Source organism: Blastococcus sp. SYSU DS1024 (assembly GCF_054050795.1).
In genome coordinates, this window is the sequence record NZ_JBJHAA010000001.1 from 280040 (window position 1) to 306500 (window position 26461).

Below are 26461 nucleotides of genomic sequence, written 5' to 3' on the forward strand. Positions count from 1 at the left end.
AGCGGTCGACTTGGCCTTTTGTCCACCCCTGTGCACCGACCTGTGGAGATCTGAACCGTGACGGAGACCCCACCCCGCGACCGCGTCGAAGCGGTCGACCTCCAGCAGGAGATGCAGCGCAGCTACATCGACTACGCGATGAGCGTCATCGTGGGCCGCGCGCTGCCCGAGGTGCGTGACGGCCTCAAGCCCGTGCACCGGCGCGTGCTGTTCGCCATGTACGACCAGGGCTTCCGCCCCGACCGCGGGTACGTCAAGTGCGCCCGCCCTGTCGCCGAGGTGATGGGTAACTACCACCCGCACGGCGACTCGGCGATCTACGACGCCCTCGTGCGGCTGGCCCAGCCCTGGTCGATGCGCTACCCGCTCATCGACGGGCAGGGCAACTTCGGCTCCCCGGGCAACGACCCGGCGGCCGCGATGCGGTACACCGAATGCCGGCTCACGCCGCTGGCCATGGAGATGCTGGCCGGCATCGACGAGGAGACCGTCGACTTCCAGGGCAACTACGACGGCCGCACCGAGGAGCCCGTCGTCCTGCCCTCGCGCATCCCGAACCTGCTGATCAACGGCTCGGCCGGGATCGCGGTCGGCATGGCCACCAACATGCCGCCGCACAACCTGCGCGAGGTGGCCGCCGCCGTGTTCTGGATGCTCGACCACCCCGAGGCGGAGGCCGAGGAGGCCCTCACCGCGTGCATGGAGCGGATCAAGGGGCCCGACTTCCCGACCCACGGGCTGATCGTCGGCCGCGAGGGCATCGAGGACGCGTACCGCACCGGTCGCGGCTCGGTGCGGATGCGCGCCGTCGTCACCGTCGAGGAGGACAGCCGCGGGCGGGTGCAGCTCGTCGTCACGGAGCTGCCCTACCAGGTGAACCCCGACAACCTGGCCGAGGCGATCGCCGAGGGCGTCCGCGAGGGCCGCCTGCAGGGCATCAGCGAGATCGCCGACGAGTCCAGCGACCGGGTCGGCCGCCGGCTGGTCATCACGCTGCGCCGCGACGCCGTCGCCAAGGTCGTGCTGAACAACCTCTACAAGCACACCCAGCTGCAGACCTCCTTCGGCTGCAACATGCTCTCCATCGTCGATGGCGTCCCGCGGACGCTGCGCCTCGACGAGCTGGTGCGCAACTGGGTCAACCACCAGATCGAGGTCATCCAGCGGCGCACCCGCTACCGGCTGCGCAAGGCGGAGGAGCGCGCGCACATCCTGCGCGGCTACGCGAAGGCGCTCGACCAGCTGGACGCCGTCATCGCCCTCATCCGGAGCAGCGAGTCGGCCGACGCCGCGCGCACCGGCCTGATGGAGCTGCTGGACGTCGACGAGATCCAGGCCGTCTCGATCCTGGACCTGCAGCTGCGCCGGCTGGCCGCGCTGGAGCGGCAGCGGATCCTCGACGAGCTGGCCGAGATCGAGGCCCGGATCGCCGACCTGCAGGCGATCCTCGCCTCGCCCGAGCGGCAGCGGCAGATCGTCCGCGACGAGCTGGCCGAGATCGTCGAGAAGTACGGCGACGACCGGCGCACCCAGTTCGTCGCCAACGAGGGCGACGTCTCCATGGAGGACCTCATCGCCGAGGAGGAGGTCGTCGTCACCATCACCCGCACCGGGTACGCCAAGCGGACGAAGAGCGACCTCTACCGGTCGCAGCGGCGGGGTGGCAAGGGCGTCATGGGCGCCCAGCTGAAGCAGGACGACATCGTCGACCACTTCTTCGTCGGCTCCACCCACGACTGGATCCTGTTCTTCACGAACAAGGGCCGGGTCTACCGGGCGAAGGCCTACGAGCTGCCGGAGGCCAACCGCACCGCCCGCGGTGCGCACGTGGCGAACATCCTCGCGTTCCAGCCGGACGAGAAGATCGCCCAGGTCATGCAGATCAAGGACTACACGGTCGCTCCGTACCTGGTGCTCGCCACCGCCAAGGGTCAGGTCAAGAAGACCCGGCTGACCGACTTCGACTCCCCGCGCCAGGGCGGCGTGATCGCCATCAACCTGCGTGACGGCGACGAACTGGTCGGCGCCGCCCTGATCGGCCCGGAGCAGGACCTGCTGCTGGTCACCCGCAAGGCGATGTCGATCCGCTTCAAGGCCGACGACGGTGCCCTCCGGCCGATGGGCCGGGCGACCGAGGGCGTGCGCGGCATCTCGCTGGCCGACGACGACCGGCTGCTGTCGATGATCGTCGCGCAGGAGGGGGTCGACGTCCTCGTCGCCACGGAGCGTGGCTTCGCCAAGCGCACCGGCATCGAGAACTACCCGAACCAGGGCCGGGGCGGCAAGGGCGTCCTCACGGCCGACCCGAAGGCCCGCAAGGGAGCCCTGGTGGGGGCGCTGGCCGTGACCCTCGGCGACGAGCTGTACGCGATCACCTCCGGAGGTGGCGTGATCCGGACGCCGGTCAACGGCGTGCGCCACAACAAGGACCGGGCCACCATGGGTGTCAAGCTGATGAACTTGCCGGAGGACGTCTCCATCGTGGCGATCGCGCGTACGACGGACAACGACGAGCCCTCGGCCTAGGGTGAGTAGCTAGGCACGCAGGAGACTGCGGCTCCGCGGCGGTCACGAGCCGTCGCGGGGCCCGGGACCGAAGGAGCGGCACCGCCGCTGCGGAACGGGAGACAGGCATGAGCGACCGGACGGACGGTTCGGTGCGCACCGACTCCCGGGCCGGGGACGGGAGCGCGGCGGAGGGCACGCCCACCCTCGGCAGCCCCGCCCCCACGCAGTCCATCCCCGCGACCGGCAGTCAGCGGGCCCAGTCCCCTGGCACCGGGGCGGCCCCGGTGGCCCCGCAGCCGCCGGCCCCGGAGACCGGTGCCACTCCGGCGCAGCCCGCCTCGACGCAGCAGGCTGCGACACCGAAGGCTGCGCCGCCGAAGGGCTCGACGCCGCAGGCTGTGACGCAGCAGGGCTCGGCGCAGCAGGGTGCGACGGCGAAGGCTGCGCCGCCGGAGGGCTCGACGCCGCAGGCGCAGGCGTCCGGCGGGGACGCCCCCACGGGTACCCCGGACGGCGCCGCTGGTCCCGTGGGCGTCAGCGTCGGCGGCGCCCGCTCCGGTCGGGGCAAGGCCGGCCGTGGCCCCCGCCGGGCCCGCCTGCAGGTCCGCCACATCGACACATGGTCGGCGCTGAAGATCTCGCTGATGCTGTCGATCGCCCTCTTCTTCATCTGGATGGTGGCGGTCGGAGTCCTCTACATGGTGCTCGGCGGGCTGGGCGTCTTCGATGCGGTGAACGACCTCTTCGGGCAGATCGGCAGCGCCTCCGGCAACGAATCCACCGGGGACGTCGTCACCCTCGGGGTGGTGTTCTGGGGCGCGGCGCTCATCGGGGCCATCAACGTCGTCCTGCTCACCGCGCTCTGCACGGTCGGCGCGTTCATCTACAACCTCTGCTCCGACCTGGTCGGCGGTCTCGAGGTGACGCTCTCCGAGCGTGACTGAGCCCTGCGCTCCGTCGTCCTCCGGGCCCGCTCGGTGGGAGTCCGCCCAGCGGGCACCCCGGTGCGGGACGGGTTCGGGGGTCAGGTACGCTTTTCGAGGTTCACGGGCCTGTAGCTCAGGCGGTTAGAGCGCATCCCTGATAAGGATGAGGCCGGAGGTTCAAGTCCTCCCAGGCCCACCCGTGCACCGGAGCCTCACGGCTCCGAGTGACCCGCACGTCGCCCCCGCGGCGAGCGAAGCGCCCGAGGAGGTTCTCCGCGTGCTGAAGAAGCTGGCGCTCGCCGCCGCTGCGGCCGGTGCACTCGCCGCCGTCCGGAAGCGGTCGGCCGGCCGCACCGAGGCCGACCTCTGGCGCGAGGCCACGAGCGGGCCGGAAGCGGTCAGCACGCCCACTCGCTGAACCACCGGCCGACCACGGCCACCCGGGGACGTAGCTCAATTGGCAGAGCACCGCCTTTGCAAGGCGGGGGTTAGGGGTTCGATTCCCCTCGTCTCCACCCTCGGCGCCCGCCCGGCGTCCCCGCTCCACGTGAAACCGGCCCCGCGACACCCGGCCGGCACGGCGGTGGGAGAGTGGAGCCGTGACTGAATCGACTCCCGCCCGCCGCGCGGTCCTGCACACCAACCACGGCGACATCACCGTGGACCTGTTCCCCGACCACGCGCCCAAGACGGTCGCCAACTTCGCCGACCTCGCCGAGGGCGCCCGCGAGTGGACGCACCCCGCGACCCGCGAGAAGACGACGGACAAGCTCTACGACGGCACCATCTTCCACCGGATCATCCCGGGCTTCATGATCCAGGGCGGCGACCCGCTCGGTCAGGGCATCGGCGGCCCCGGCTACCAGTTCGGCGACGAGATCCACCCCGACCTGGCCTTCACCAAGCCCTACCTGCTGGCCATGGCCAACGCCGGCCCGGGCACGAACGGGTCGCAGTTCTTCATCACCGTCGCCCCCACCACGTGGCTGACCGGCAAGCACACCATCTTCGGTGAGGTCGCCGACCAGCCCAGCCGCGACGTCGTCGACCGCATCGCCGCCGTCTCCACCGGCCGCAACGACCGCCCCGTCGAGGACGTGGTGATCGAGTCCGTCGAGGTGCAGCGCAGCTGAGCACGGAACCGCACGGCGGGGGCGCGGCCGACCAGCCGCCGCCCCCGCCTCGGGCCTGCTACCGCCACCCCGAGCGGCCCACGGGCATCTCGTGCGCGCGGTGCGGCCGCCCCATCTGCCCCGACTGCATGATCCCGGCGTCGGTGGGCTTCCAGTGCCCGGAGTGCGTCCGGCAGGGCGCGGCGTCGGTGCGGGCGCCCAAGCGCACCTCCGGCCTCAAGGTCGCTGCGTCGCGCTGGGGCGGTGTCACGGTGACCCTGATCGCGATCAACGTCGTCATGTTCCTGGTGACGGCGGTGTCGGCCGGCCTGGTGGGCAACGCCCCGCTGGAGAACTACCGCTCCCCGGTCTTCGTCGACCTGGCCCAGTACCCGCTCCTGGTCGAGCTCGGGGAGCCGTGGCGGCTGCTGACCGCGGCGTTCCTGCACATCGGCCTCCTGCACCTGCTGCTCAACATGCTGGCGCTGCTGATCTTCGGCTCCGAGCTCGAGCGGCAGCTGGGCCGGGCCCGGTTCCTCGCCCTCTACCTCGTCTCGGCCCTGGGCGGTTCCACGGCCATCCAGCTGTTCGGCGACTTCGCCCGGCCCGTCGCCGGCGCCTCCACGGCCATCTACGGCCTCCTGGGCGCCCTGGGCGTGCTCATGGTGCTCCGCCGGCAGGACGTGCGGGGGATCCTCGTGCTCCTGGGGATCAACATCTTCATCAGCTTCCTGCCCGGGGTCTCCCTGCTGGGTCACCTGGGCGGGCTGGTCACCGGCGCCGCGGTCGCGGGGCTGCTGGTCGCCACGCGCCGCCGCGCGGTCGTCCAGGCGGCCGGCATCGGCGCGCTGGCGGTGCTGCTGCTGGTGCTCGCCCTCGGCGTCTCCCACGTCGGCGCGCTCTGAGGGGACGGCCCGACCGCGGTCACCGCGCCGGGCCGCCCCGCGGGTGCAGCCGCGCGAGCTCGCCGGCCACGGCCGCGGGGTCGGCGCCGAGGTCCCACCGGCCCAGGACGAGGAGCAGCCCGTTGTCGTCCCCCGCGCTCGGCGCCTCCAGCTCCAGGGTGCGCACCGTCGTCCCCCAGCGCCGCGCGCTGCGCACGTGCACCCGCAGCAGCCCCCAGGGCAGCACCCGGGTCCCGGTCAGCGTCCGAACCGCCACCCCGTCGGGGCCGGTGGCCAGCCGGGGCCGCAGCAGCGCCTCGCGCGCAGCCAGCCCGAGCAGCAGCAGGGCCGCCCCGCCGACGAGGATCCGGCCCGCCGCGTCCAGCAGGAGGGTGACCGCGCCGAGGGCGGCGGCACCGGCGGCGAGACCGGCCGGCAGGGCTGCCGGAGGGGACCACTGCACGCCCTCAGCCTGCCAGCTGTGGCGCGGAACATACGATCGCGGGCAGGGTGGCCGGCCGGCGCACCCGACCGTCGTCCACGAGGAGTGGATCCATGCGTGATGCCGTCATCTGTGCCGCCGTCCGTACGCCGGTGGGGAAGCGGGGAGGGGGCCTCTCCGGCGTGCACGCGGTCGACCTCTCCGCGCACGTCCTGAACGCCCTCGCCGAGCGCTCCGGCATCGACCCCGCCGTCGTGGAGGACGTCTTCTGGGGCTGCGTCAGCCAGGTCGGTGAGCAGACCTTCAACATCGGGCGCAACGCGCCGCTGGCCGCCGGCTGGCCGGAGTCGGTGCCCGGCACCACCATCGACCGGCAGTGCGGATCGTCCCAGCAGGCCGTCGCCTTCGCCGCCGCCACGGTCATCAGCGGCCAGGCCGACGTCGTCGTCGCCGGTGGCGTGGAGTCGATGAGCCGGGTGCCCATGGGCTCGGCCCGGGCCGACGGCATCGCGGGGAAGCCGCTGGGCCCGCGCTTCCTCGAGCGCTACGACGGCGTCTACCCCAACCAGGGCATCGGCGCCGAGATGATCGCCGAGCGCTGGGGCTTCTCCCGCACCCAGCTCGACGAGTTCGCGCTCGCCTCGCACGAGAAGGCGGCCAAGGCGCAGGCCGACGGCGCGTTCGACGAGGAGATCGCCCCGGTGACCCTCGAGGACGGCACGGTGGTCAGCGCCGACGAGGGCATCCGCCCCGGCGGCAGCCTGGAGAAGCTCGCCTCCCTGAAGACGCCCTTCAAGGAGGACGGCGTGATCAGCGCCGGCAACGCCAGCCAGATCTCCGACGGCTCGGCCGCCCTGCTGGTGACCACCAGCGAGAAGGCCCGCGAGCTGGGGCTGCGCCCGATCGTGCGCATCCACACCACGGTCATGGCCGGCGACGACCCGGTCATCATGCTGACCGCGCCGATCCCCGCCACCCAGAAGGTGCTGGAGCGCTCGGGGCTGTCGATCGACGACATCGGCGTCTTCGAGGTCAACGAGGCGTTCGCACCGGTCCCCCTGGCCTGGGTGGCGGACACCGGCGCCGATGCCGGCCGGCTGAACCCGCTCGGTGGGGCGATCGCCCTGGGCCACCCGCTGGGCGGCTCGGGCGCCCGCATCATGACCACGCTCGTCCACCACATGCAGGCCACCGGCACCCGCTACGGCCTGCAGACGATGTGCGAGGGCGGCGGCACGGCCAACGCGACGATCCTGGAGCTCCTCGACGCCTGACCGGACCGATCCACCGGCGCCGGTCGCGGCGCCTCCCCGCCAGCCCCCGGCCCTCCGGCCGGGGGCTGGCGTCGTCCGGGCCCACCCCGTCCACCGCCCGGGAGCGCCGTCCGTGCCCGGCCGGTGACGTCCAGTGACCTGGACGGGTCCGTCCGCAGGACGTCCCGACCGGGTGTATGCGCAGGTCAGGGTGGGTACGACCGCCGCACGGTCAGCGTCGGCGACCCACGGACATGTCGACTCGTCCACAGCTGAGTACACAGCTGGGGACAGACTCACACGGCTGTAGTTACGCCGTTGGACGTCCTGTCACACACGCACCATCTGCGAAGAAACCGCAGGTCATGCGGGTGCACCCCGGCTCGCTCCCTCCACACTCGGTGGACAACCCTGGGGGTGGGGCGCCATGTCGACCTGTGGACGGAGCCGATGGCTGTGCACAGCGTCCACATGCGCGGCCGGCAGGGCTCCACGACGACCGAGGCCCCCGTCCCTGGTGGGGACGGGGGCCTCGACACAGGGCCTCGCGGGAGCGGGACCGATCGGTCCGGTCAGCGCCAGCGCATCGACATGATGAGCCCGGCCACCATGGCGCCGAAGCCGATCGCGAAGTTCCACGGGCCCAGTGAGGCCATCAGAGGGATCCTGTCGTTGGCGATGTAGAAGACGACGATCCAGAGCAGACCGATCAGCATCAGCGCCACCATCACGGGCGCATACCAGCGCGGGCTGGGCTGCAGGGCCTTCGATTGCGTGCCCCGTGACCGGAGCACGTCCTCCGGCGGCGTGTACACCGACTTCTTGCGCACCTTCGACTTGGGCACGTGCGTACTCCCTCCCGGGGGCCGGGCTCGTCCTCCCCGACCGGAAACTGTCACCCAGACTAAACTTCGGAACGACGTCGGCACCGGTGCCTCACCCGTACGCGCCGACGTCGGTCCCCGGCCGGAGGAGGTGCCCGTGGCCCGCTGGTCGTCGTCCGGACACCGCGTGTCGCCCTGGGGCGTGCTCGTGCCCGTCGTCGCCCTCGCCGCCGGCCTGCTGTTCGCCACGTCGGGCCGGACCGCCCAGGGCAGCGATCTGCGCGCCGGCGAGGTCACCCAGCTCTCCCAGCTGGTGGAGGAGCGCGACGCCGCGGTGGCCCGGCAGGAACGCCAGCTGGCCGAGCTGCAGGAGCAGGTGCAGCGGCTCACCGAGCAGGTCGCGAGCCGGGACGGCGCCGTCGCCGAGGCGCAGGCCCGCGGCGAGGCCGGCGCCGACGCGGCGGGCCTGACCCCCGTCGCGGGCGCCGGGGTGGTCATCACCCTCGACGACGCGCCGCAGCGATCGGACGGCACCCTGCCCAGCGGGGCCCGGCCCGACGACCTGGTCATCCACCAGAGCGACGTCCAGGCGGTCGTGAACGCCGTGTGGGCGGCCGGCGCGGACGGGGTGGCGATCATGGACCAGCGGCTGATCTCCACGAGCGCCGTGCGCTGCGTGGGCAACACCCTGCTGCTGCGCGGGCGCACCTACTCGCCGCCGTTCGTGGTCACCGCCGTCGTCGACGCCACCGCCGTCGAGGCGGCGCTGGACGCCTCGCCGCAGGTCGCGGTCTTCGAGCAGGCGGTGGCGGCCTTCGGCCTCACGTTCGAGGTACGCGAGCGGCCCCAGGTGACGGTGCCCGCCTACGATGGCGGCCTCACCCTGCAGTACGCCACCGCCGGCTGAACCGGCTGCCGCGCCGCGGCCGCCCCGTGCCGCCGACCCCCAGCGAGGAGTCCGACCGCGATGACCGCCGCCGACCGTCCGGTCCTCGTCGTCGACAACTTCGACAGCTTCGTCTACAACCTCGTGCAGTACCTCGGGCAGCTCGGTGTGCGCTGCGTGGTGCGGCGCAACGACGCGGTGGCCGTCGACGAGCTGCCCGAGCTGGACGTCGCCGGTGTGCTCCTCTCCCCCGGGCCGGGCGCCCCGGCCGATGCCGGCGTGACCGTGCCGATGGTCCGGGCCGCCGCCGAGCAGGGCACCCCCGTCCTCGGGGTCTGCCTGGGGCACCAGGCCATCGCCGAGGCGTTCGGTGCGGAGGTCGTGCGGGCCCCGGAGCTGCTGCACGGCAAGACCAGCCAGGTGGTGCACGAGGGCCACGGCGTCCTCGCCGGCCTGCCGTCGCCGTTCACCGCGACCCGGTACCACTCCCTGGCCGTCGACCCCGCCACGGTGCCCGACGAGCTGGAGGTCACCGGCCACACGCCCTCGGGCCTGGTGATGGCGCTGCGGCACCGGGAGCTGCCCATCGAGGGCGTCCAGTTCCACCCCGAGTCGGTGCTCACCGAGGGCGGTCACCGGATGCTCGCGACCTGGCTCGCCGCCTGCGGGCTGGCGCCCGACGAGGGCGTGGTGGCCGCCGCCACGGCCAGCGCCGAGCGGCTGACCTCCGCCACCGTCTGAGCCGCGAGACGCGACTGGCCCCTCCCCGGGAGGGGAGGGGCCAGTCGCGTGTGTGCGGCCGATCAGCCGCTGCCCGTGCCGCCGGTTCCGGTGCCGGTGCCGCCGGTGCCGGTGCCGCCGGTGCCCGTGCCGCCCGTGCCCGTGCCGCCGGATCCGTTTCCGGTGCCCCCGGTGCCCGTGCCCTCGTCCTCGTTCCCGGTGTCCGTGCCGGGACCGGTGGGCGTGGCCGGCTCCTCCGGCGGCGTGGGGACGGCCACGCGGAGCGTGATGGTGTCCCCCGAGCCGACGTCCTGCCCGGCCGACGGGTCGGTCTCGACGACGGTGCCCGGCGCGACGTCGTCGCGCTCGACGTTCTGGATCTCGATCTGCCCCGCGCTGAAACCGGCCTCCTGCAGGGCGGCCCGTGCCTGCGCCTCGGTCCGGTTGACGACGTCGGGCAGCTCGATGGTGCCGGTGGAGACGCTCAGCGTGATGACGGCGTCCGGGCCCGCCTGGCTGGACTCGGCGGGGCTCACCGCGGCCACCCGGCCCTCGTCGTACTCGATGGAGTCGACCTGCCGGCTGGAGATGTTGGTGAAGCCGGCCTGCTCCAGGTTGGCGCGCGCCTGGTCCTCGGTGAGGCCGACCACGTTCGGCACGAGGATGGTGTCGGGCCCGGCGCTGACCACCAGGTCGACCTCCGTCTCCGCCTCCACCCGGGCGCCGCTGGGCGGGGTGCTCGACACGACCTGCCCTTCGGGAGCGGTGGTGCTCGCCTCGGTCGTGACGTCGCCGACGGCGAGCCCGGCCTCGGTGATCCGCTGCTCGGCCGTCGCCTGGTCGAGCCCGGCGAACGCGGGCACGGTCACCTGCGCGACCGGAGGCGGACCGTCGTCCCGGGTCAGGGCCACGGCAGCGGCGATCGCGCCACCGAGCAGCAGCACCGCGAGCACCGAGACGATCGCGATGATCCGGCGCTTGCGGCGCCTGGCCTGGTCCTCGTCGCCCCAGTCGTCGTCGCCGTAGCCGCTGGCGTAGCTGCCCACGGGTGCGCCGATGATCGCGGTCTTCTCGGCGTCGCCCATGACCGGCGTCGCCTCGACCCGCTGCCCGGCCAGCGCCCGGAGGAGGTCGCTGCGCATGTCGGCGGCCGACTGGTACCGGTTGGCCGGGTTCTTGCTCATCGCCTTGAGCAGGATCGCATCCAGCTCCGGCGGCACGTCGGGGTTGATGGACGACGGCAGGCGCGGGTCCTCGCGCACGTGCTGGTAGGCCACCGACACCGGCGAGTCACCGGTGAACGGCGGTGCCCCGGTGACGAGCTCGTAGAGCAGGCAGCCCAGCGAGTAGACGTCGGACCGGGCGTCCACGCCCTCGCCGCGTGCCTGCTCGGGGGAGAGGTACTGGGCCGTCCCTATCACCGCAGCCGTGGAGGTCATCGTGGCCGCGGAGTCCGACACCGCCCGGGCGATGCCGAAGTCCATGACCTTGACGGTGCCCTGCGGCGTGATCATGACGTTCCCGGGCTTCACGTCCCGGTGCACGATGCCGTTGCGGTGGCTGAAGTCCAGGGCGCCGGAGATGTCCGCGGCCAGGCTCATGGCCCGCTCGATCGGCAGCCGGCCCTCCCGTCGGAGGACGTCGCGCAGCGTCTCGCCCTCGACGTACTCCATGACGATGTACGGGGTGGCGCCGCTGGGTGTGCGGTCCTCACCGGTGTCGTAGACGGCGACGATCGCCGGGTGGTTGAGCGAGGCCGAGGCCTGGGCCTCGCGGCGGAACCGCACCTGGAACGAGGGGTCGCGGGCCAGGTCGTGGCGCAGCACCTTGACCGCGACCTCGCGGCCGAGGCGCAGGTCGCGGCCGTGGTGCACCTCGGCCATGCCACCGCGGCCCAGGACTCCGCCGATCTCGTAGCGCTCACCGAGCACCTGCGGCGTGGTCATCGACGGTCCTCTCGGGCGGTTCCGTACGGGCTGCGCGGCCCGGCGGTGCGGAGCGTGCCAGCGGCGATCTGCGCCGCGGACTGCTGGCCGTCGGCGAGCCTAACCGCAGAACGCCCCGCAACCCGGGATCCGGGTGTCGAGCCGGTCACTGTCCGTTACCCCGCGTCGTCGCCGCGTTCGAATCGACCTCGGGCTCGGTGACCGTCGGCTCGACCGGCGCGGTGGTGGTCGGTGCGGGGTTCCCCTCGGCCGACGTCGACGGGGAGGTCGTCGTCGGCGCCGTGGTGGTGGCCGCGGGCGTGGTCGGCTGCGTCGTCCCCGTCGGGGCGGCGGTCGTCGGCGGGGGCGCGGTCGTCGGGGCCGGCGCCTCCTCGTCGTCACCGCCCTCGTCGCCCTCGTTGCCCTCGTCGCCCTGGCCGGCGTCGGGGTCGTAGTCGTCGGGGGAGTAGTACAGCGTGATCGGGGTGTCCGGGGTCGCCTCGACGCCGGCCGGGTCGATGGCCGCGACGTCGCCCTCGTCCAGGGGCTGGCCCAGGGCGGTCAGCAGCCCCGTGCTGGCCTCCTGCTGCGAGATCGACGTGAAACCGGCGTCCCGCAGCTCCTCCTCCACCTCGTCGGCGTCCCGGCCGATGAACCGGGCCGGGTCCAGCAGGATCCCGGCCGGCTCGGCGCTGGTGGTCGGGGCGCCGGTGGTGGGAGCGGCGTCCTCGTTGCCGGGATCGGCTCCCGTGCCGGACAGCAGCCAGTACGTGATGCCGGCCACCAGCAGCAGGACCACGACGGCCGCGGCCAGCCAGGCCCAGCGCCGGGTGCCGCCCCGGGCGGGCGGCTCGCCGCCGGCCGTCCAGTCGTCGTCGTCGTCCGGAGCAGCGTGCAGGGGCGGCATCGGACGGCCACCGGTGGCCGGTGACACCGCGGGCATGCCGGCGGCCGGGGTGGCGAAGACCTGCGTGTGCCCGTCGCCGACGTCCACGATCTGCGTCGGGGCGGTCGCCGGGGCGACCACGGAGGCGGCGAGGGCGTCACCGGCGGCGACGCGGCGGACCGCCTCGGCGAAGGCGCCACCGTCGGTGAACCTGTCCGCCGGGTCCTTCGCCAGGGCGCGCTCGATGAGCAGGCGGACCGCCGGCGGGATGTCCCCCGGCAGCGGGGGCGGTGGCCGGTTGATGTGCGCCAGCGCGATGGCCACCTGCGAGGCGCCGTCGAACGGCCGGGCGCCGGCGAGGCACTCGAAGCCGACGACGCCGAGCGAGTAGACGTCGGAGGCGGCGGTGACCTCCATGCCCTGGGCCTGCTCCGGGGAGAGGTACTGCGCGGTGCCGACCACCATGCCGGTGCGGGTGAGCGGCGCGGCGTCCCGGGCCTGGGCGATGCCGAAGTCGGTCAGCTTCACCACGCCGTCGGGCCGGACGATGAGGTTGCCGGGCTTGATGTCGCGGTGCACCACACCGGCCCGGTGGGCGGCGGAGAGGCCGTCCGCGGCCTGGCCGAGCACGTGCAGGGTCCAGTCGACCGGCAGCCGGCCCTCCTCGTGGAGGATCGTCACCAGCGGCTGGCCCTCGACGTACTCCATCACCAGGAACGCCAGGGTCTGCACGCCGCTGTCGTCGGTGGTCTCGCCGTAGTCGTAGACCGAGGCGATGTTGGGGTGCGAGAGAGCCGCGGTGTGCCGCGCCTCGTTGCGGAAGCGGGCCAGGAAGCTCGGTTCGTTGGTGTACTCGGTCTTGAGCACCTTGGCCGCGACGATGCGGTCCAGCACCTGGTCGCGGGCCTTCCACACCTCCCCCATCCCGCCGGTGGCGATGGGCGCGGTGATCTTGTAGCGGCCGGCCAGCAGGCTCCCGATACCGAGTGCCATCAGCCCCGCCCCTCGAACCAGGCCGCCATGACGTCGCGGGCGATGGGGGCGGAGACGTCACCGCCGGTACCGCCACCGTTGGCCACGAAGACGGCGACGGCGATCTGCGGGTCGTCGGCCGGCGCGAAGCCCATGAACCAGTTGTGGTCGGGCACGTCGGGCCGGACCTGGGCGGTGCCGGTCTTGCCGGCCACCTCCATGCCGGAGAGCCGGGCGGCCCGTCCGGAGCCGCGGGCGACGACGCTGACCATCATCTCGGTGAGCTGGTCGGCGACGGTCGCGGAGATCGGTTCCCGCAGCTCCTCCGGGTCGGTGGAGTCGATGACGGTGAGGTCCGGCGCGCGCAGCTCGTCGACCAGGTAGGGCTTCATCTGCACGCCGTCGTTGGCCACCGTGGCGGCGACCGTGGCCGCCTGCAGCACGGTCATCCGGACGTTGCGCTGGCCGATCGACGCCTGGGCCAGGGCGGCCTCGTCGGGGATCTCGCCCACGGTGCTCGCCGCCACCTCCAGGGGGATCTGCAGGCCCTCGTCGTCCAGGCCGAACGCCTCCGCCATCTCGCGCACCTGCTCCTCACCGAGGTCGAGGCCGAGCTGGGCGAAGGCGGTGTTGCAGGAGATGGTCAGCGCGTCGATGAGCGACTGCTGGCCGCTGGGGTCGCACGCCGAGCCGCCGAAGTTGGGGATCACCCGGGTGCTGTTCGGCAGGGGCAGCTCCCGCGGGGCCGGCACCACGGTGTCGGGGGCCAGCCCCTCCTCCAGCGCGGCCGCCGCGACGATCACCTTGAACAGCGACCCGGGCGGGTAGTTGTCCGCGATCGAGCGGTTCACCCGCGGGTCCAGCTCCTGCGAGGTGATGGCCTCCATGTTCTCGCGGATTGCCGAGGGGTCGTGGCCGGAGACCAGGCCGGGGTCGTAGGTGGGCGTGCTCGCCATGCCCAGGATCGCGCCGGTCCGCGGGTCGAGGGCGACGACGCCGCCGGTGACACCCTCGAGGCCGGCCATGGCGGCGGCCTGCACGGCGGGGTCGAGGGTGAGGACGACGTCCCCGCCGGCGGGGTCGCGCCCGGTGAACAGGTCGGCGATGCGCCGGACGAACAGCCGGTCGTCGTCCCCGGAGAGCACGTCGTTCATGACGTCCTCGAGGTACCGGTTGCCGTACACCAGCGAGTGGTACCCGGTGACCGGCGCGTACAACGGCCCCTGCGGGTAGGTGCGCAGGTACTCCAGACGGCCGTCGGTGGGGACCGACATCGCGACCTCGGTGCCCGCCACGATGATCGAGCCGCGTTCCCGGTCGTAGGACTCGGCGATGGTGCGGGTGTTGCGGGTGTCGCTGCGCAGGTCGTCCGAGCGGACGACCTGGATGACGTTGACGTTGACGATCAGCAGCGTGAACAGCACCAGCACGCTGATCGCCACCCGCCGCAGGGGTGCGTTCACGGCGTCACCACCTCGGTCGGGGCGTCCCCGAGACGCACGGGGGCGGCGTGCTGCGTCGCCGGGCGGCGCGCGGCGTCGCTGATCCGGACCAGCAGCGCGACGAGCACGAAGTTCGCCACGAGCGACGATCCGCCGTAGGCCAGGAACGGTGTGGTGAGGCCGGTCAGCGGGAGCAGCCCGGTGACCCCGCCCAGCACCACGAACACCTGCCACGCGATGGCGAACGCCAGCCCGGTGGCCAGCAGCTTGCCGAAGGCGTCGCGGACGACGAGCGAGGTGCGCAGCCCGCGCTCGACCAGGATCAGGTACACCACGATCACCGCGACCAGCCCGAAGAGGCCGAGCTCCTCGCCGACGGCGGCGGCGATGAAGTCGCTCTTGGCGACCGGCACCTGGTCGGGGCGCCCGCCGCCGAGGCCGGCGCCGAAGAGCCCCCCGGTGCCGAGGCCGAACAACGACTGCATCAGCTGGTACCCGGCGCCGTCGTAGTAGGCGGACGGGTCCAGCCAGGTGTTCACGCGGGTCTGCACGTGGCTGAAGATCTGGTAGGCGATGAACGCGCCACCGGCGAAGAGGGCCAGGCCGATGAACAGCCAGCTGGCGCGCTCGGTGGCCACGTACAGCATCACCACGAAGATGCCGAACAGCAGCAGCGAGCTGCCCAGGTCGCGCTCGAAGACGAGCACCAGGATCGAGACGACCCAGGCGAGCAGCACCGGGCCCAGGTCGCGGCCGCGCGGCAGCTCGATGCCGGCCACCTTCTTGCTCGCCAGCGCCAGCACGTCCCGCTTGTCCACCAGGTAGGCGGCGAAGAAGACGACCAGGCAGATCTTGGCGAACTCGCCCGGCTGGATGGAGAAGCCGGCCACCCGGATCCAGATCTTGGCGCCGTTGACCTCCGAGATGGACGCCGGCAGCACGGCCGGGATGGCCAGCAGCACCAGGCCGATCAGGGCCAGCGTGTAGGCGAACCGGGACAGGATCCGGTGGTCGCGGACGACGACGAGCACCGTGACGAAGAGCGCGACGCCCAGGGTGGCCCACACCAGCTGCACGGGGGCGTCCTCGCGGGTGACCGTGCTGCCGACCTGCCCGGCCGCCAGGTCGAGGCGGTGGATCACGGCCAGGCCGAGCCCGACCAGCAGCGCGACGGCCGGGAGCAGCAGCGGATCGGCGTAGGCCGCCCACCGGCGGACGACGAGGTGCGCGACCACCCACAGCGCGGTGATCCACACGCTGAAGCCGGCCATCTCCGGGCGCAGCTCGCCGGTGACGGTGAGGTCGACGATCGCCTGCGCCGCGACGGTGATGAGGACGGCGAAGGCGAGCAGCAACGCCTCGGTGCCCCGCCGGGTGGGCGTCTCGGCCGCGGCGGCACGCGGGTCGGTGACGGGGCCGGCCATCAGTCGGCCTCCCGGCAGTCCACCCCCGGCACGGGCGACGACGTCGTCCGTGCCGGCGAGGGCACGCTCGTCGGCTCGTCCGTGGGTGCCTCGGGGAGGGCGGGCTCGCCGGGCGCCGGTTCCTGGGCGGTCGTCGGCGCGGCCGCCGGCGGCACCGCCGGCTCCTCCTCAGGCGAGGCCGTGCCGCTCCCGGCGGTGCGGCACAGGGGCAGTCGCTGGTCGGTCAGCGCGGAGACGATCCGCTCGGCGTCCTCGGAGTCGTCCGCGGCGATGGTGTCGAGGACGCGGTTGCGCGCGGCCGGGGTCAGGTCGCTGAGCGCGAGGTCGGTGCCCCGGTCCAGGCGGTAGAAGTCCATCCCGAGCAGGGAGGCGTCCAGCCCGCGGAAGACGGCAACCTGCCGGTCGTCCCCCGAGCCGTTCACCCCCACGAACCAGTGGTTGAGCGCCCACACGTACGTACCGATCGCCCCGGCCACCAGCACGGTGAGAAGGGCCCCCGCCACCAGGAGGATGCGCATCGGGCGGCGGCGGGCGGAGGGGCCGCCGCCCGTCGGCAGTGTGGGTGTCGGCGGGGGAGCAGCGGCCTGGTCGGCGAGCGCGGCCCGGCCGGCCGCGGAGCGCGGGTCCACGTCGCGCTGGCCGATGTTGTCGCCGGCCGCGCCGTCCACGACCGGGTCGAAGCGGCCGTTGCCACCGGTGTCCTCGAGGACGTCGGCGACGATCACGGTGATGTTGTCCGGGCCGCCGCTGCGCAGGGCCAGTTCGATCAGCCGGTCGGCCGTGGCCTCGGGGTCGGGGTCCTTGAGCGCCTCGGCCAGGGTCTCCTCGCTGACGACACCGGACAGACCGTCGGAGCACAGCAGGTAGCGGTCGCCGGCGCGCGCCTCGCGCATCGAGAGGTCGGGTTCGACGTCCTGGCCGTTGAGGGCGCGCAGCAGGAGGGACCGCTGCGGGTGCGTGCTCGCCTCCTCCTCGGTGATCCGGCCGTCGTCGATCAGGCTCTGCACGAACGTGTCGTCGTGGGTGATCTGGGTGAACTCGCCGTCGCGCAGCAGGTAGGCCCGGGTGTCGCCGACGTGGCACAGGGCGAGCCGGCCGCCGGCGAAGAGGATGGCGGTGAGCGTGGTGCCCATGCCCTCGAGCTGGGGCGACTCGCGGATGACCTCGCGCAGGTGCTCGCTGCCCTCGTGCACGGCGGCCCGCAGCGACTGGAGCATGTCGCCGGTCGGCGTGTCGTCGTCGAGGTGCTCGAGGGCGGCGATCACCACCTTGCTGGCGATGTCGCCGGCGGCGTGGCCGCCCATGCCGTCGGCCACGGCCAGCAGCCGGGGCCCGGCGTAGACCGAGTCCTGGTTGTTGCCGCGGATGAGGCCGCGGTCGGAACGCGCGGCGTAGCGGAGAACCAGCGTCACGAACGCAGCTCCAGTGCGGTCTGGCCGATGCGGATCGGCTGGCCGGGGGCGACCTGCAGCGGGCCCTGCACGCGCTGCTGGTCGAGGTAGGTGCCGTTGGTCGAACCCAGGTCCTCGACGTACCACTGGCCGCCCCGGTTGGTCAGGCGGGCGTGCCGGGAGCTGGCGAAGTCGTCGGTGAGGACCAGGGTCGAGTCGTCGGCCCGGCCGATGAGGATGGGTTGGTCACCGAGGGTGATCTTGGTACCGGTGAGCGGCCCGGCGGTGACCACCAGGGACTTGGGGCCGCGGTGGCCACGCTTCTTGGGCGTGGCCGAGCGGGGCGGCACGGTGGTGACGCGCCCGGGGCGTCTGCCGAACAGGTCGGCCCGCACCACGCGGAACGCGGCGAAGATGAACAGCCACAGCAGCAGGAGGAAGCCGAAGCGGAAGATCTGCACGACGAGTTCGGTCACGGCCGCACCCCGGCAGACACCTGCCCGGCATCGCGGCGGGACGTCTGCTCCCGGATGCCGGATTCCTCTGACCGCACGGAGCCGGTCACGCCCCGTCCTGCCGGTAGACGAGGACGGAGTGCCCGATGCGGATGACGTCGCCGTCGCTGAGCGGCTGGCGGGCGACGCGCCGGCCGTTGACCAGGGTGCCGTTGGTCGACCCGAGGTCCTCCACAGTCGCGACGTCCCCGTCGAGGACCACGTCGACGTGCTTGCGGCTGACGCCGGTGTCGGGGATGCGGATGTCGGCCTCGGTGCCCCGGCCGATGACGTTGCGGCCGGTGGACAGCTCGTGCCGCGTGCCCGGGCCGTCGACGACGAGCACGTGGGTCATCGTCGTGCGGGAGCCCGCGCGGCCGAGCACCGAGGGGTTCTGCTTGCCGGTGTCGGTGGCCATCCGCCCGCGCAGCGGCGGGAGCGGGGGCAGCGGGGGGTGGCCGGCGACCGGGGCGGAGGCCATCGGCGATGCGTCGGCCCGGACCGGGGGGCGCGCGGGGTCGGCGACCTGCGAGCTGACCTCGAAGACGCCGGTCGTCAGCTCGTCGTCCCGCTCCAGCGCGACGGTGACCTTGTCGAAGACCTGGTAGCCCTCGTCCTCGATGTGCTCGGTGACCATGTCGGCGAGCTCGCCGGCCAGCTGGTCGGACCACTGGCCCAGGTGCGCGAAGTCGGTCTCCCCGAGGCGGACCACGTAGACGTTGGGCGCCAGCACCCGGCCCTCGCCGAGGATGGAGCGCTGCTCGTCGGCCTCGCGCTGGAGCGCCTTGGCGATCTCGGCGGGGTGGACCTTGCCCTTGAAGAGGCGCGCGAAGGCGAGGCCGACCATCCCCTCGAGCCGGCGCTCGAAGCGCTGCAGCACACCCACAGTCGCTCCTCTGCGCTCGCCGGACGTCCCACTCTGCCACCCGTGATCGTAGCCGGGCCACGCTCGCCTGACCGTCCAGGAAGGCGCGACGCCCCGCACGTCGTCCGTGGGCGGACCGGTGGCGGAACCCCCCGGCGGCGGTGGAGGGCCCAGCTGATACTGTCTTCCCTCGCCAGGGCAAGTGGCGGAATGGCAGACGCGCACGGTTCAGGTCCGTGTGTCCGAAAGGACGTGGGGGTTCAACTCCCCCCTTGCCCACCAGCACTGCGACGTCCCGGGCCACCTCTGGCGGCCCGGGACGTCGTCGTTCCGGCCCCGACCGCAGCCCGCGCCCGGCGGAGCACTGCCCCGTGTCGCTGGTCGTACCGTGGCGGGTGGCCCGCCCCAGGTGGGGGGGCGCCGCGCGCGACAGCGGGTGGTGCCGGGTGGATGCGGAGGTAGCGGTGCGCTCGTCTCGACCGACCCGGGCGGGGAGCCGGTGGGCGGCGCTGGCCGTCGTGCCGGCGCTCCTCGCCGGCTGCGGCAGCGAGGGCGGCACCGGTGACGGGGCGGCTCCGGCCGGCGCGTCCCACAGCCACGCGGACGATGCCCACGGCGCCGGTCCGGAGGTCGTCCTCGAGCACGTGCACGGCCTCGGCGTCGACCCGGCCGACGACTCGCTGTACGCAGGGACCCACCACGGGCTGGTGCGGATCTCCGCCGACGGCGAGCTGGTCCGCATCGCCGACCGGGTGCAGGACTTCATGGGCTTCACCGTCGTGGGGCCCGGCCACTACCTGGCCAGCGGCCATCCGGGGCCGGGTCAGGACGGTCCCGGTGACCTCGGCCTGCTCGAGACGACCGACGGCGGGGAGTCCTGGACGACGCTGTCGCTGGCCGGCGAGGCCGATTTCCACGCGCTCGACGCCGCGGGCGGCACGGTCTACGGCTACAGCGGCGGACGGCTCCTGGTCAGCCAGGACGGCGTGGAGTGGGCCGACCGGGGCGCGATGCGGGTCGCCGACCTGGCCGTCGACCCGGCGGACCCGCGGCGGGTCCTGGCCACCACGCAGGACGGCCTCGTGGTCTCCGAGGACGGCGGGTCAGGTTTCGGCGCGGTCCCCGGAGCGCCGCTGCTGGCGCTGGTCGACGTCGCCGACGGCGGCTCCGCGGTCGGCGTCGCACCCGACGGGGCGGTGTTCACCAGCGCCGACGGTGGGCGGACCTGGGCGGAGCGCGGGCACGTCGGCGGCCCGCCGGAGGCGCTGACCGGCGACGGGGGGCGCATCCACGTCGCCGTGGCGGGCGCGGTCCTCGTCTCCACCGACGGCGGGGCGACCTTCACGGAGCTCTACCGCGAGGCGTGACGCCGACCGGCGCGCCCGGTCAGCCGGGGAGCCGGCGGCGTCCCCGCTCGCCCAGGTGGCCGAGCAGCAGCACCGCGCCCCACGGGACGATCACCCAGAACGGCCAGAAGTACAGGAACTCGCGCGCGGCGATCGAGGTCACCGCCCAGACGGCGAGCACGATCAGCGCCGTGCTCGACCACGACCCCCACGCGTGCCCGTGGCGGGTGGCGCCGGCCGGGCAGGAGCTGGTGCCCGCGGGAACCGGTGCCGGGGCGGGCCGGGAGGGCGCGGCCGGCAGGTCGGCGGTGAGCTCGGCGAGCTCGCCGAAGGTGCGGGCCGCGTAGACGCGGGCGAGGCGCTCGTCGTACTCGGCGACGGTGAGCCGGCCCTCCGACATGGCGTGGCCGAGCGTGGTGGCGACGGCGGCGCGGTCGGAGTCGGCGGCGCGCAGATGGGGCTCGGGCACGGTGCTCTCCTCGCTCGGGGACCCCAGTCTGGTCCGGCGGGGCGGGCGCGGACCACTGACAGCTGTCACCGGTTCCACGTGGAACCCGTCAGCTGCGCGGAGGCACGGGTCAGCCGGCCGGCGGGACCGCCTCGGCGGTGAGGTGGCGGCCGATGACCATGCGCTGGATCTGGTTCGTGCCCTCGAAGATCTGCATGACCTTCGCCTCGCGCATGTACCGCTCGGCCGGGTGGTCGCGGGTGTACCCCGCTCCGCCCAGCACCTGGACCGCGTCGGTGGTCACCTTCATCGCGGCATCGGTGGCGACCAGCTTGGCGATGCTGGCCTGCCGGGAGAACGGCTTGCCGGCGTCCTTGCGCCGGGCGGCGACCAGGTAGGTGGCGCGGGCGGACTCCACGGCCGCGGCCATGTCGGCCAGCAGGAAGGCGACGCCCTGGTGCTCGGCGATGGGCCGGCCGAACGCCTCCCGCTCGACGGCGTAGGCGACGGCGACGTCGAGGGCCGACTGCGCCAGCCCGACGGCGACCGCGCTGATGCCCAGCCGTCCCGAGTCCAGCGCCCCCAGGGCGATCGCCATGCCGCGCCCGGGTTCGCCGACCAGGCGATCCGCCGGGATCGGCACGTCGTCGAGCCGGATCGCCGCGGTGGTCGAGCCGGTCAGGCCCATCTTCTCCTCGGGCTTCGCGGCGCTGAACCCGGGCAGGTCGGGGGTCAGGTGGAAGCAGGAGATGCCCCGGTCGCCGTCCGCGGGCGTGCGCAGGAACGTCGAGTAGAAGTCGGCGTGCCCGCCGTGGGTGACCCACGCCTTCTCGCCGCGGGCGATCCAGCCGTCGGCGGTGGCGGTGGCGGTGGCGCGCATCGCGGCGACGTCGGAGCCGGCGTGTGCCTCGGAGAGCGAGTAGGCGCCGATCAGGGTGCCGCCCACCATCTCGGGCAGCAGGTCGCGGCGCTGCGCCTCGGTGCCGAAGTTCGCGATGGGGGAGCAGGCGAGGGTGTGCACGCTGATGCCCAGGGCGACGCTCGCCCAGCGGGCCGCCAGCTCCTCGAGCACCTGCAGGTAGACGGCGTAGGGCTGGCCGCCGCCCCCGACCTCCTCGGGGAACGGCAGGCCCATCAGCCCGGTCTCGCCCAGCAGCCGGAAGACCTCGCGGGGGAAGCGCTCCTCCCGCTCGTAGGTCGCGGCCTTCGGTGCGAGCTCGGCGTCGGCGATCTCCCGGGTGAGGGCCAGCAGGTCCTCGGCCTCGGGCGTGGGCAGTTCGCGCTCGACGGCCACGGGTCTCCTCCGGAAGGTCGGCAACTGTACTGCTGACCGTACCGCAGTACTGTTCTGCGTCCAGGTTCATGCCGGTCCGCCGGGAGGAGGTGCCATGGAGACCGCTGAGGGGCGGCTGACCCGCCGCCAGGCCGAGCTGCTCGACCAGCTCGAGGAGGTGTTCCTCGCCGAGGGCTTCGCCGGGTTCACGCTCGAGGACCTCGCCGTCCGGCTGCACTGCTCCAAGAGCACGCTCTACGCCCTGGCCGGCAGCAAGGAGCAGCTGGCGCTCCGGGTGATCCGGCACTTCTTCCGCAAGGCGACGGCGACGGTCGAGGCGCGCACCGTCACCGAGGCCGACCCCGCCCGGCGGGTGACCGCCTACCTGACCGCGGTGGCCGCTGCGCTCGCCCCCGCGGGGCCGGCCTTCCACCGCGACCTCGACGCCTTCGCCCCGGGCCGGGAGATCTACGAGCGCAACACCGCCCTGGCGGCCGGGCGGGTGCGCGAGCTGATCAGCGAGGGCGTGGCCCAGGGCCGGTTCCGCGAGGTGCACCCGGCGCTGGTCGCCGACACGGTGACCACGTTGATGCTGCGCATCGGCCGCGGCGACACCGGGCGTGCGACCGGCCTGGACGACGCGACGGCCTACCGGGAGCTGGCCGCCCTGCTGCTGCACGGCATCACCCTGTGATGATCTCCGTCGTGCGGGTGGAGGAGGCGGCGTGGGACGACGCCGACGTGCGACGGCTGACCACCGACCAGCAGACGGAGGTCCGCGCCCGCTACGGCGGCAAGGAGGAGCCGGGCACCCACCCCTCCGGGGCCGACGTCGCCCTGGTGCTGCTCGCCCGCGACGACGACGGGACGCCGCTGGGCTGCGGGGCGCTCCGGGCGCTCGGCGACGGCGTGGCCGAGGTCAAGCGCATGTACGTGGTTCCGGCCGCGCGGGGCCGCGGGGTGTCGAAGGCCGTGCTCGCCGGGCTGGAGGAGGCCGCACGGTCGCGGGGCTGGGCCGCGCTGCGGCTGGAGACCGGCCCGCTCCAGCCGGAGGCGATCGGCCTCTACTCGGGCACCGGGTACCGGCCGATCGAGGCCTTCGGGGACTACGTGGGCGACCCGGACGCGGTGGACTCGCTGTTCTTCGCGAAGGACCTCGACACGGCCTGAGTCGTCCGGATACCGGACGGGCCGCTGCCCGGGCAGGGGTGTGTGAGGGTGGAGCCCATGCGCATCCGCGGGCTCGTCCTCCTCGCCGCCGTGGCGACCGTCCCGCTCGGCCTCACCGCCTGCGGCGGCTCGAACGTCGAGGACTTCTGCGAGCAGTACCTGGCGACCGCCGAGATCGAGCCGGAGGACGGCGAACACGCCCGGGAGGTGCTCGAGGACCTGGCCGACAGCGTTCCCGACGAGGCGGACGACGTCGAGGAAGCGGCCCGGTACATGGCCGAGAACTTCCCTCCCGCTGCTGACCTGGACAGCGCGGTCGCGGAGGGCGAGCTGAGCGAGGAGGAACTGGTGGAGTTCCTCGCCGCGGCGGACACCGTCAGCGCCTACGGCGACGAGAACTGCGAGGGCTGAGCGTCGGCCGCGTTCCTGCGGGAACGTCGGCGCTCCCGGCTTGGTCGGGTGCACGGTCCCCGCGGTGAAACCGTGAACCGGATCCGCCGCTCCGGACATCAAGGGATGTGACGACTTCACCGATCGCGGCCGGATCATCACCAGCCGTGACCCAGACGGCGCTGCACCGGTCCGCCGGTCCACCCGCCGAACCCCCGCGGCTGCGCGCCCTCCCCGAGTCGCTGCCCAGCGACGCGGAGCTGATCGCGCGGTCGGTCGACGACCCGGCGGAGTTCGCCCCGCTGTTCGACCGGCACGCCGCCACGGTGCACCGCTACCTGGGCCGCCGGGTCGGGGAGCTGGCCGACGACCTGCTCAGCGAGACGTTCCTGATCGCCTTCCGCCGCCGGGCGGCCTACCGGCCCGAGCACGTCGAGGTGCGGCCCTGGCTACTGGGCATCGCCACCAACGTCGTGCACGGGCACGTGCGCACCGAGCAGCGCCGTTACAAGGCCCTGGCGCGCGCGGCCGCCGAGCCCGAGCGGCCCGGCGACGACCCCGGGGACGCCGCCGGCCGGCTCGACGCCCAGGCGTTGCGCGGTCCGCTGGCCGCCGCGCTCGCCGCGTTGAAGCCGCGCGACCGCGACGCCCTCCTGCTGCTCGCCTGGGGTCAGCTCGGCTACGAGGAGATCGCCGCCGTCCTCGACGTCCCCGTCGGCACGGTGCGCTCCCGCCTGCACCGCGCCCGCCGCCAGACCCGCGCCGCGCTCGGCGACGTCTCCCCGTTCGACCCCGTCTCCGAGGAGGAGTACCGATGAACGACCTCACGCTGCTCCGCGAGGCGGGCCCCGAGGCGCCGCCGCTGTCCCCCGCCGCCCGATCCGCCGCGCGGGCCGCGCTGCTCGCCGAGATCGAGGGCCCGACTCCCCGGCGGGCACGCCGGCCGAGCCGGAAGGTGGCCCTCCGCGCCGGGATCGCCGTCGTCACGGTCGCCGCCGCCTGGGCCGCCGCCGTCGTCATCGCCGCCCCCGACGGTCCCGGCGCCCCGGCCGAGAGCGTCACCCTCGTGGACTTCGAGATGCCGACCTTCCCCTTGTCGCTCGACCCCGAGCCCGACGGGATGCGGCCGGCTTTCACCGGCGACGGCGAGTCGGCCGGCTTCGCGGAGTTCGACTCGGCGGACGGGGCCGACCGCTTCACCGTGGGCGTCCACGAGGACGAGCCCGACCGGTGGTCGGACGGCGCCGCCGAGCACGTCGATGTCACCGAGCGCGCGGAGGTCAGCGTCGACGGCAGGGACGCCGACGTGGTCCGCGGATCCCGGGACGTCTACTGCGAGGACGGCCTGACCGTCTGCGGGCGCATGCGGTTCGCCGAACTCGTCTGGGAACGCACGGACGACCAGTGGGTGACGCTGACCGGTGAGGGCCGGTACAGCCGGACGTCGGAGCTGGTCGCCGTCGCGGAGTCGCTGGTCGACCGGCCGCAGCGGGCGACGCTGACCGCCGAGCTCGCCCCGGCCGGCTGGTCGGTGCAGTTCTACAAGATGGGCCGCGTCCTCACTCTGGTCAACGACGCCTACGAGCAGCAGACGATCACCGTGCACGTGCCCCTGGCCGACGACGTCGCTCCGCTGGAGCAGGTGCGGGAGAACCTCATGGGCCCCGTGGGTCCGCAGCTCGACGTGACGGTGCAGGGCCGGCCGGCGGCGCTGGTGCGGGTCGACAACGGGCCGAGGGACCGCGGCTGGTTCCTGCAGGGGCAGTTCGAGGACGGCACCGCCTTCACCCTCCAGGTGCCCGACGCGTTCACCCAGGAGCAGGTGCTGGAGTTCGCGGGGCAGGTGACCTACCACCCCTGAGCGCGCGAGATCTGCACACCGGCCGCCGTCGACGGCCTGATGGGGGCGGGTGTGCAGATCTCGCCGGGGCAGCGGGGCGGCGATGTGGTGAGCTGAGCGCATGCCCGACACCTGGCCCCCCAGCGACCGCACCGAGGTGCAGCTCACCGCCGGCGACGCGACCCTCGCCGTCGACCTCCGCGGCGGCACCCTGCGCCGGCTGACGGTCGGTGGCTGGGACGTCCTCGACGGGTACCCGGCCGGTCAGGTGCTGCCCGGCTGGCGCGGCGCGACCCTCGTGCCGTGGCCGAACCGGCTCCGGCACGGCCGGTGGAGCTGGCAGGGCGAGGAGCTCCAGCTCGACGTCCGTTCCCCCGACGAGCCGCACGCGATCCACGGGCTGGTGGCCTGGCAGCCGTGGACGGTGCTGGCGGAGGCGGACGGGTCCGTCACGGTCGGGACGACGGTGGAGCCGCACCCCGGCTACCCGTTCCGCCTCGCCGTCGCGGTGGACCACGCCCTCACCGCCGACCGGCTCACCTGCACGCTCCACGTCCGCAACACCGGCGACCGGCCGGCGCCGTTCGGGGCCGGTTTCCACCCCTACCTCTCCGTCGGGGCCAGCGAGGACGGCGGCATCGGCGACGCGGAGCTGGCGCTCCCGGGCCGCACGGAGCTGGTGCTGGACGGCGGCCTGCCCACGGGGGAGCGGCGGCCGTTCGACGGCGCCGTCGGCCGGATCGGCGACCGCGCGCTCGACGTCCCGCTCACCGACCTCGACCGGGACGACCAGGGGTGGTGGCACGTCCGGCTGCGCGGCGGCGCGGGGGAGCTGGTGCTCTCGGCCGACGCCGCCTGGCCGTGGCTGCAGGTCTACAGCGGCGACACCCTGCCCGAGGGCCAGTGGCGGCGCAGCCTCGCCGTCGAGCCGATGACCTGCCCGCCGAACGCGCTCGCCGACGACGTCGACCTGCACGTGCTCGAGCCGGGCGCCGAGTGGACCGGCAGCTGGGCGCTCGCCTGGACGCCGGCGGGCTGAG

At 73.8% G+C, this 26461-nt stretch carries 26 protein-coding genes and 3 tRNA genes; 18 read left to right on the forward strand and 11 right to left on the reverse strand.

Annotation, left to right across the window (positions count from 1 at the left end; genetic code table 11):
* The first annotated feature begins 57 nt into the window (after positions 1 to 57).
* The 7 genes from gyrA to ACI79S_RS01365 all read left to right on the forward strand — a co-directional run bounded on the left by gyrA (position 58) and on the right by ACI79S_RS01365 (position 5451).
* Complete coding sequence (gene gyrA / locus ACI79S_RS01335; RefSeq protein ID WP_456591637.1) at positions 58 to 2526, forward strand: DNA gyrase subunit A; 2469 nt, start codon at positions 58 to 60, stop codon at positions 2524 to 2526.
* Positions 2527 to 2633: 107 nt separating this feature from the next.
* Positions 2634 to 3452 (forward strand): DUF3566 domain-containing protein, encoded by an 819-nt coding sequence (locus ACI79S_RS01340; protein ID WP_456591638.1) that lies wholly within the window; start codon positions 2634 to 2636, stop codon positions 3450 to 3452.
* A gap of 104 nt (positions 3453 to 3556) precedes the next feature.
* Positions 3557 to 3630: transfer RNA gene (locus tag ACI79S_RS01345), tRNA-Ile, on the forward strand.
* Between the two features lie 81 nt (positions 3631 to 3711).
* Positions 3712 to 3852 (forward strand): DLW-39 family protein, encoded by a 141-nt coding sequence (locus tag ACI79S_RS01350; protein ID WP_456591639.1) that lies wholly within the window; start codon positions 3712 to 3714, stop codon positions 3850 to 3852.
* A 24-nt stretch (positions 3853 to 3876) separates the two neighbouring features.
* A tRNA-Ala gene (locus tag ACI79S_RS01355) sits at positions 3877 to 3949 on the forward strand.
* A gap of 84 nt (positions 3950 to 4033) precedes the next feature.
* Positions 4034 to 4567 (forward strand): peptidylprolyl isomerase, encoded by a 534-nt coding sequence (locus ACI79S_RS01360; protein WP_456591640.1) that lies wholly within the window; start codon positions 4034 to 4036, stop codon positions 4565 to 4567.
* Positions 4568 to 4695: 128 nt separating this feature from the next.
* Positions 4696 to 5451, forward strand: coding sequence for a rhomboid family intramembrane serine protease (locus ACI79S_RS01365; RefSeq protein WP_456591641.1), 756 nt, complete (start codon positions 4696 to 4698; stop codon positions 5449 to 5451).
* A 19-nt stretch (positions 5452 to 5470) separates the two neighbouring features.
* Here the strand turns inward: ACI79S_RS01365 and ACI79S_RS01370 are convergent, their stop codons facing one another.
* Positions 5471 to 5893, reverse strand: a complete 423-nt coding sequence (locus ACI79S_RS01370; RefSeq protein WP_456591642.1) for a PH domain-containing protein — start codon at positions 5891 to 5893, stop codon at positions 5471 to 5473.
* A 92-nt stretch (positions 5894 to 5985) separates the two neighbouring features.
* On the opposite strand from ACI79S_RS01370, the gene ACI79S_RS01375 reads away from it, so the two are divergent.
* Entirely contained in the window at positions 5986 to 7146 is a 1161-nt protein-coding gene (locus ACI79S_RS01375; protein ID WP_456591643.1) for a thiolase family protein, read from the forward strand.
* 551 nt (positions 7147 to 7697) lie between these two features.
* On the opposite strand, the gene crgA is transcribed toward ACI79S_RS01375, so the two are convergent.
* Positions 7698 to 7970 (reverse strand): cell division protein CrgA, encoded by a 273-nt coding sequence (crgA, locus tag ACI79S_RS01380; RefSeq protein WP_456591644.1) that lies wholly within the window; start codon positions 7968 to 7970, stop codon positions 7698 to 7700.
* A gap of 136 nt (positions 7971 to 8106) precedes the next feature.
* Between crgA and ACI79S_RS01385 the strand changes: the two genes are divergently transcribed.
* Both ACI79S_RS01385 and ACI79S_RS01390 read left to right on the forward strand, forming a co-directional pair.
* The gene (locus ACI79S_RS01385) at positions 8107 to 8856 is read left to right on the forward strand and encodes a DUF881 domain-containing protein (RefSeq protein WP_456591645.1); all 750 of its coding nucleotides are present in this window, start codon (positions 8107 to 8109) and stop codon (positions 8854 to 8856) included.
* Positions 8857 to 8916: 60 nt separating this feature from the next.
* A complete protein-coding gene (locus ACI79S_RS01390) occupies positions 8917 to 9576 on the forward strand; it encodes an aminodeoxychorismate/anthranilate synthase component II (RefSeq protein WP_456591646.1) in 660 nt (219 codons plus the stop codon).
* Between the two features lie 62 nt (positions 9577 to 9638).
* Here ACI79S_RS01390 and pknB read toward each other — a convergent pair whose 3' ends face one another.
* The 7 genes from pknB to ACI79S_RS01425 all read right to left on the reverse strand — a co-directional run bounded on the left by pknB (position 9639) and on the right by ACI79S_RS01425 (position 18975).
* On the reverse strand, positions 9639 to 11501 hold the full coding sequence (gene pknB, locus ACI79S_RS01395) for a Stk1 family PASTA domain-containing Ser/Thr kinase (protein ID WP_456591647.1): 1863 nt from the start codon (positions 11499 to 11501) through the stop codon (positions 9639 to 9641).
* A gap of 145 nt (positions 11502 to 11646) precedes the next feature.
* Positions 11647 to 13359 carry a protein kinase domain-containing protein gene (locus ACI79S_RS01400; RefSeq protein ID WP_456591648.1) on the reverse strand — a complete coding sequence of 571 codons (1713 nt, stop codon included), beginning with the start codon at positions 13357 to 13359 and terminating at the stop codon, positions 11647 to 11649.
* Positions 13359 to 14801: a peptidoglycan D,D-transpeptidase FtsI family protein gene (locus tag ACI79S_RS01405; RefSeq protein ID WP_456591649.1), complete on the reverse strand. Its 1443-nt coding sequence runs from the start codon at positions 14799 to 14801 to the stop codon at positions 13359 to 13361. Before ACI79S_RS01405 ends, ACI79S_RS01400 begins: the two co-directional genes overlap by 1 nt.
* Positions 14798 to 16204 (reverse strand): FtsW/RodA/SpoVE family cell cycle protein, encoded by a 1407-nt coding sequence (locus tag ACI79S_RS01410; protein ID WP_456591650.1) that lies wholly within the window; start codon positions 16202 to 16204, stop codon positions 14798 to 14800. Before ACI79S_RS01410 ends, ACI79S_RS01405 begins: the two co-directional genes overlap by 4 nt.
* Positions 16204 to 17616 (reverse strand): PP2C family protein-serine/threonine phosphatase, encoded by a 1413-nt coding sequence (locus ACI79S_RS01415; protein WP_456591651.1) that lies wholly within the window; start codon positions 17614 to 17616, stop codon positions 16204 to 16206. Before ACI79S_RS01415 ends, ACI79S_RS01410 begins: the two co-directional genes overlap by 1 nt.
* Positions 17613 to 18071: an FHA domain-containing protein FhaB/FipA gene (locus tag ACI79S_RS01420; protein WP_456591652.1), complete on the reverse strand. Its 459-nt coding sequence runs from the start codon at positions 18069 to 18071 to the stop codon at positions 17613 to 17615. Before ACI79S_RS01420 ends, ACI79S_RS01415 begins: the two co-directional genes overlap by 4 nt.
* Before the next feature lie 85 nt (positions 18072 to 18156).
* On the reverse strand, positions 18157 to 18975 hold the full coding sequence (locus tag ACI79S_RS01425) for an FhaA domain-containing protein (RefSeq protein WP_456591653.1): 819 nt from the start codon (positions 18973 to 18975) through the stop codon (positions 18157 to 18159).
* A gap of 175 nt (positions 18976 to 19150) precedes the next feature.
* Here ACI79S_RS01425 and ACI79S_RS01430 point away from each other — a divergent pair.
* Positions 19151 to 19236 (forward strand) — tRNA-Leu (locus tag ACI79S_RS01430).
* A 182-nt stretch (positions 19237 to 19418) separates the two neighbouring features.
* On the forward strand, positions 19419 to 20321 hold the full coding sequence (locus ACI79S_RS01435; RefSeq protein WP_456591654.1) for a F510_1955 family glycosylhydrolase: 903 nt from the start codon (positions 19419 to 19421) through the stop codon (positions 20319 to 20321).
* Between the two features lie 19 nt (positions 20322 to 20340).
* Here ACI79S_RS01435 and ACI79S_RS01440 read toward each other — a convergent pair whose 3' ends face one another.
* Both ACI79S_RS01440 and ACI79S_RS01445 read right to left on the reverse strand, forming a co-directional pair.
* Positions 20341 to 20769, reverse strand: coding sequence for a DUF1707 SHOCT-like domain-containing protein (locus ACI79S_RS01440; RefSeq protein WP_456591655.1), 429 nt, complete (start codon positions 20767 to 20769; stop codon positions 20341 to 20343).
* Between the two features lie 109 nt (positions 20770 to 20878).
* Positions 20879 to 22042: an acyl-CoA dehydrogenase family protein gene (locus ACI79S_RS01445; protein ID WP_456591656.1), complete on the reverse strand. Its 1164-nt coding sequence runs from the start codon at positions 22040 to 22042 to the stop codon at positions 20879 to 20881.
* A 94-nt stretch (positions 22043 to 22136) separates the two neighbouring features.
* Here ACI79S_RS01445 and ACI79S_RS01450 point away from each other — a divergent pair, with 94 nt between their 5' ends.
* From ACI79S_RS01450 to ACI79S_RS01475, 6 genes are all read left to right on the forward strand, one after another.
* Entirely contained in the window at positions 22137 to 22715 is a 579-nt protein-coding gene (locus ACI79S_RS01450; protein ID WP_456591657.1) for a TetR/AcrR family transcriptional regulator, read from the forward strand.
* Positions 22715 to 23191, forward strand: a complete 477-nt coding sequence (locus ACI79S_RS01455; protein WP_456591658.1) for a GNAT family N-acetyltransferase — start codon at positions 22715 to 22717, stop codon at positions 23189 to 23191. The genes ACI79S_RS01450 and ACI79S_RS01455 overlap by 1 nt, the downstream gene beginning before the upstream one ends.
* A 57-nt stretch (positions 23192 to 23248) precedes the next feature.
* Entirely contained in the window at positions 23249 to 23602 is a 354-nt protein-coding gene (locus ACI79S_RS01460) for a hypothetical protein (RefSeq protein WP_456591659.1), read from the forward strand.
* A 146-nt stretch (positions 23603 to 23748) separates the two neighbouring features.
* Positions 23749 to 24399 (forward strand): RNA polymerase sigma factor, encoded by a 651-nt coding sequence (locus ACI79S_RS01465; protein ID WP_456591660.1) that lies wholly within the window; start codon positions 23749 to 23751, stop codon positions 24397 to 24399.
* A complete protein-coding gene (locus tag ACI79S_RS01470) occupies positions 24396 to 25442 on the forward strand; it encodes a hypothetical protein (protein ID WP_456591661.1) in 1047 nt (348 codons plus the stop codon). Before ACI79S_RS01465 ends, ACI79S_RS01470 begins: the two co-directional genes overlap by 4 nt.
* Positions 25443 to 25542: 100 nt before the next feature.
* Complete coding sequence (locus tag ACI79S_RS01475; RefSeq protein ID WP_456591662.1) at positions 25543 to 26460, forward strand: aldose 1-epimerase family protein; 918 nt, start codon at positions 25543 to 25545, stop codon at positions 26458 to 26460.
* Position 26461: the final 1 nt, after the last annotated feature.